The 4,692-nt window shown below is 42.0% G+C and carries 5 protein-coding genes; all 5 read right to left on the minus strand.

Translation table 11 applies throughout. From position 1 onward, the window contains the following. Nucleotides 1-51: 51 nt before the first annotated feature. Complete coding sequence (locus G1O98_RS36955; RefSeq protein WP_163939266.1) at nucleotides 52-540, minus strand: DUF2243 domain-containing protein; 489 nt, start codon at nucleotides 538-540, stop codon at nucleotides 52-54. A gap of 137 nt (nucleotides 541-677) precedes the next feature. After that, entirely contained in the window at nucleotides 678-1,070 is a 393-nt protein-coding gene (locus G1O98_RS36960) for a pentapeptide repeat-containing protein (protein WP_163939268.1), read from the minus strand. A gap of 600 nt (nucleotides 1,071-1,670) precedes the next feature. Continuing rightward, nucleotides 1,671-2,108 carry an Rrf2 family transcriptional regulator gene (locus G1O98_RS36965; protein ID WP_012411254.1) on the minus strand — a complete coding sequence of 146 codons (438 nt, stop codon included), beginning with the start codon at nucleotides 2,106-2,108 and terminating at the stop codon, nucleotides 1,671-1,673. A gap of 353 nt (nucleotides 2,109-2,461) precedes the next feature. Then, complete coding sequence (locus G1O98_RS36970; RefSeq protein ID WP_163939270.1) at nucleotides 2,462-3,811, minus strand: ATP-binding protein; 1,350 nt, start codon at nucleotides 3,809-3,811, stop codon at nucleotides 2,462-2,464. A 123-nt stretch (nucleotides 3,812-3,934) separates the two neighbouring features. Then, the coding region (gene pgmB, locus G1O98_RS36975) for a beta-phosphoglucomutase (RefSeq protein ID WP_243458654.1) at nucleotides 3,935-4,692 on the minus strand (758 nt) is incomplete at its 5' end.

The following is a 4,692-nucleotide window of genomic DNA, read 5'->3' on the forward strand; positions in this document are numbered from 1 at the left end:
GAGCAAGGGGAGAAGAACTATGATTATTAACCAATGCCCAATGCCCAATGACTAATGACTAATGACTCTTGATTCCTTTTTTATCATTATCCAGCCGATAACAACAAGTAGCGCACCGAATGCCAGAAATCCTAGATCCCAAGCTAACTCATTTGGGCCTGGTTTCACATGATGGACACCGAGAATTTGGTGGTCAATTAAACCTTCAACCAAGTCGAACAACCCACTACCAATCAGTATTGATCCAATAAAGGTCTGTGATGACCAAGGAACATCATCACGCCGTCCAGCACGCCATAGTAACACAAGTCCAGTGGCGGTGAATACCCAATCTAAGGTATGAAAGAACCCATCCCATACCATGTTCAAATCTATATTCGCTCTGTTTGTCAGAGGTCGAATGCTACTAAGCATGTGATGCCACTGGAGGATCTGATGCAGTAAAATTCCATCAATAAACCCTCCAAGACCCACACCAAGAAAAATCCCAGCAGTAATTAGTGGTGCGCGTCGGTTGATGGTTCCACTTTTTGCCTCCATTGTCAACCTCATAGATAGGCTTTTTCACCAAAATACAACTCTTTTAGCAAAAATATCTTCTATCTTGAGGCAAGTAGGATCGTTGAAGGAGGTAGGAGGGCAATATTCTTCTCTTTTGAACTGGTTATATTGTTAAATTAATCTTCAACTTTTATTTGCATACCAGCTTTCACTGGGTCGAAATCTTGGGGAAAATGGGTGCTGCGATCGTAGTCTGCTTTTTCCAGCTTTGCTCCTTTGAGATCGGCTTGGCGAAGATTCGCTGACATCAACAATGCTCCCCTAAGATCAGCATCCCTCAGATTAGCTTGTTCGAGATCGGCGAAACTCAGGTCGGTTCCCCTGAGATTAGCGCCACTTAGGTTAGCTTCACTCAAGTCAGCATAACTCAGGTCACATCCTTTCAAGTTAATGCCTTGCAAATCGGCATCATCCAGTTCTGCTTTACTAAAGTCCCGTTTTCCTGCTGCATAACTCTCCACAAGAGTAGCGGCAGTATTTATGGGCTGTTGAGAATTAACTTCAGGCATATAACAGCCTCACAGGTTGTCTGGTTATTAATATTAATAAGGATTACATCACAAAAAACGTCTAACTAGACAATTGAGATAGCAAATTTTTGAAAACTATCTTGCTTGAGGTATGGTTCAACTGACTAGTTACTCAAAATTTTCTTCTTTCGACTGTATTTTTTGTCAAAAATATTTTATATTATGTCCGTCTGATTATTTACTAAATCGACAAAAAGCCACCTTGCTAAAGCTATACTTTGTCTCTACTCCCCTTGCTCTGTATAGAAATAGCAGATTAGAGGCTCTGACTCTAGTGATACATTTAGCCAGAGCCTCAATGAATGCATTCCCATACGGTGTATGGAAAGGGAACGAGCAAAGCCTCATCAAGCTAGATTTTTATTACTTGTGTAGACACCGTAGGCTAAAGGGAAGGGTGAAATCACTGTGGGAATTGTAACTAATTACCCAGACTTGATATCATACTAAGAATTTTCTGCTTACTTACTTGAAATTACTGCATATCTACATGTAACATCCAGATGTGCTAAATATGGTTAAAGCTGAAATGACTATCAATTCAAGATAAAGGATGAAAATTTTCCCACTTCACCCTTTCTAAATGTAATACATGAGTTCCTTCTGCTTTCTTAGCGATCTTCGTTCACAAAGGTCTTGGAGTGTATATTTTTCCAAAACGGAGTTAGCAGCCTGACGTGCTTCTTGCCAGACTTCCTGAATTAGTTCACCTTCTACCGTGTTGGGAGTCGGCTCAGAATCAGATACAACAATATCTGACCCTTCCATGCAGCTAAAAGCATCTAACACTGTAATCTTTCCAGGGTCTCGTGCCAAAACATAGCCACCTTTGGCTCCGCGTATACTCTTAATTAAACCTCCACGTCTTAATGTTGCCAGAAGTTGTTCTAAATAGCGGTTTGGTATGTCTTGTAAGACCGCTATTTCTCGAATTTGCAGCGCTTCACCCTTAGGGTAGCAGGTTGCTAACTCTAACAGGGCTAGAAGTGCGTATTCTGATTTGTTAGAGATTACCACAGGCGTAATATTTTAAACTCACACTTAAATATACAAAGTCCTTGAGTTTGTTTCCCTAAGCTATTGTTAAGAAAAACTTTACAATCAACTAATTGTTGACCGGCTAACTTTACTTTAAATACCTTTTAGTATAGAAGCAATTACTTTTGGTTTTGAATTCGATAAATAAAAGTGATTGATTATTGTACGGTCTTCCTCGGTTGAAAGTGACTCAAAAGCTTAGTATATCTAGCTTGAAACCCAATGTTGTCAGAGCTTGTTAGCCTGAAATTGGGGGTCTAAGCATCCATTGGAAGGTAAGAACATTCAATAGTAAACCAATAAGAAATAAAAAGAAGCATTAGTACAAGCCACTATATATGCAAATCTCTCGAAAATGGCAGGATGACTGTAAAGGTAGTTCCTACATCGATCGCACTTTCGACAATAATCTCGCCGCCATGTAAATCTACAGCCTGCTTGACGATGGACATCCCTAATCCCATTCCTGGGATATTACCTGTATTACTGGCGCGATGGAAAGGTTCAAATATGTGTTCAATGTCAGCAGGAGGAATGCCAATACCAGAGTCTTGAGTCTGGAATATAGCTCGCTCGTTGGCAGTGGTTACAGAAAACTTAACTGTGCTACCAATGGGAGAGTATTTTAGACAATTCGAGAATAAATTACTCAAGATTTGCCGCAGTAGTTTAGCGTCTAGGTTAGCTGAGGTGCATTGGCACTCACTGCTAAAAACGATCGCATGTTGGGAGCGATCGCTCTGTTCTAATTCTTCTAATAAATCGTGGCAAAATTCCACCAAATTTAGGGGTGTTGGATTAAATTCTAACTTACCTGTTTCATCCTGATTCAGCACCAATAAATCATTCAGTAACTGGGTTATATGCATAACAGATGTTTGAATGCGACGTAGGTGAATCTGTTGGCGCTCGTCGCTCCATAGATGGCGATAATGTTCTAGTAGTTCCGCCGAAGAGTGGATGGTAGCCAAAGGGTTGCGAAACTCATGAGAGGCGGTGGTGAGCAGCCGAGATTTAAGTTCACTAAACTCTCTTTCTTTGGCAAGCGCTAGTCGCATCGCCTCTTCTGCCCATTGCAGCTTGGCTTGAAGACGCTTGCTTTCGCTAATATCGCGCAATAGCCAACGCAGACCAACTAAGTTACCTTGTTGATTACGGATAGCAGCCACCTTCATCGCAGCAACAATGGGTGTTTTGTTACGTGGCCGCAGATTTACTTCCCACTCTTGCATTTTCCAGTCTGGAATTTCGGCGCGATCGCTCAGATGAGTCAGTTTCAAATGAAAAGCAATCAGTTCTTTCTCAAGCACAAAAATTCCTAAAGGTTTGCCCAACAGGAAATTCTTTGAGATGTTCAACATATTCTGGGCGGCAGAATTAGCTTCCTGAATTACTCCTCTTGGATCAGTTACCAAATAGGCATCTGGTACTTCCTCAAACAATTCTTGGTAGCGTTGACCTTGTGCTATTAACGACTGTTGAGCGTTGGATAATTCTTCATTCTGTTGCTGTAAGTCTTCATTAGCTATTTGCATTTCTTCCAAAGCTAGGTAGAGTTCCTTGAATACATCTGTGATGAATTCAATATCTTCCTCTGGTTTTTGCTGTTCACTCTGGCGTTGCAAAAGGGCGACGCGCTTACGCATAAGCTGTATCTGTAAGGCTAAATCGTCCAAATTCACGCTCTTACTCCTAATTTGGATATCTAAAGTTGAGTTTTACTTTAGATTCTCTACTTGGACGATCTTAGCTTTATATCTCCTGGTCTAAAGGCAAGGGATTTTACGCATCACACTTCATAAATTTTATTGGGAAGTCCCTGAATGTTTTTGTCTGGCAATATCACTCAATTTGGCTCTTAAATCTGCCCATTTGATACCTTCTAAGCTGGGTAAGACAACATGAGCGGCTCCAACTCGTTCAACGGGGCCAAGTCCTACTGCCCACATCCCCGCAGCTAGAGCTGCCTCAATGCCTGCTGCGGCATCTTCTACAACTACAGATTGCGCTGGTTCAAGTCCTAGCTGCTTGGCTGAGTACAAAAATAGATCGGGTGCTGGTTTAGGTTGCTGTACACTATAACCATCTGCGATCGCATCTACTTTATCAGCAATGCCCAATCGCTCGATTACTGTACGGGCATTTTTGCTGGCTGAACCAATGCCGATTTTAATCCCAGCTTGTCGCAGTTCATCCAAGAAGGCGATCGCACCCGGTAACAAATCCTTGGATGTCATATTTTGAATCAATTCCACATAGTAGCGATTCTTCCGCTCCATCATCTCTTGGATTTGTGCTTCCGAATATGGTCTATCCCCAAGAATTAGCATGAGGGAAGCACGACGAGATACACCCCTAAGTGCTTCGTTATCCTGCCGATTAAATGGTATACCCTCTTCATCTGCTAACTTCTTCCAACCTAGATAATGAAGTTCTGCTGTATCTGTCAGCACACCATCTAAATCGAAAATGAATCCTTGGATGTTGGGGGACTGGGGATTCGGGATTGGGGAAGATGAGACAGATAAAGAAGAATCACTCCTGCCCCCTGCCCCCTGCCCCC

Origin of the sequence: Nostoc sp. UIC 10630 (assembly GCF_010747425.1) — a bacterium.
Taxonomy (GTDB): domain Bacteria; phylum Cyanobacteriota; class Cyanobacteriia; order Cyanobacteriales; family Nostocaceae; genus Nostoc.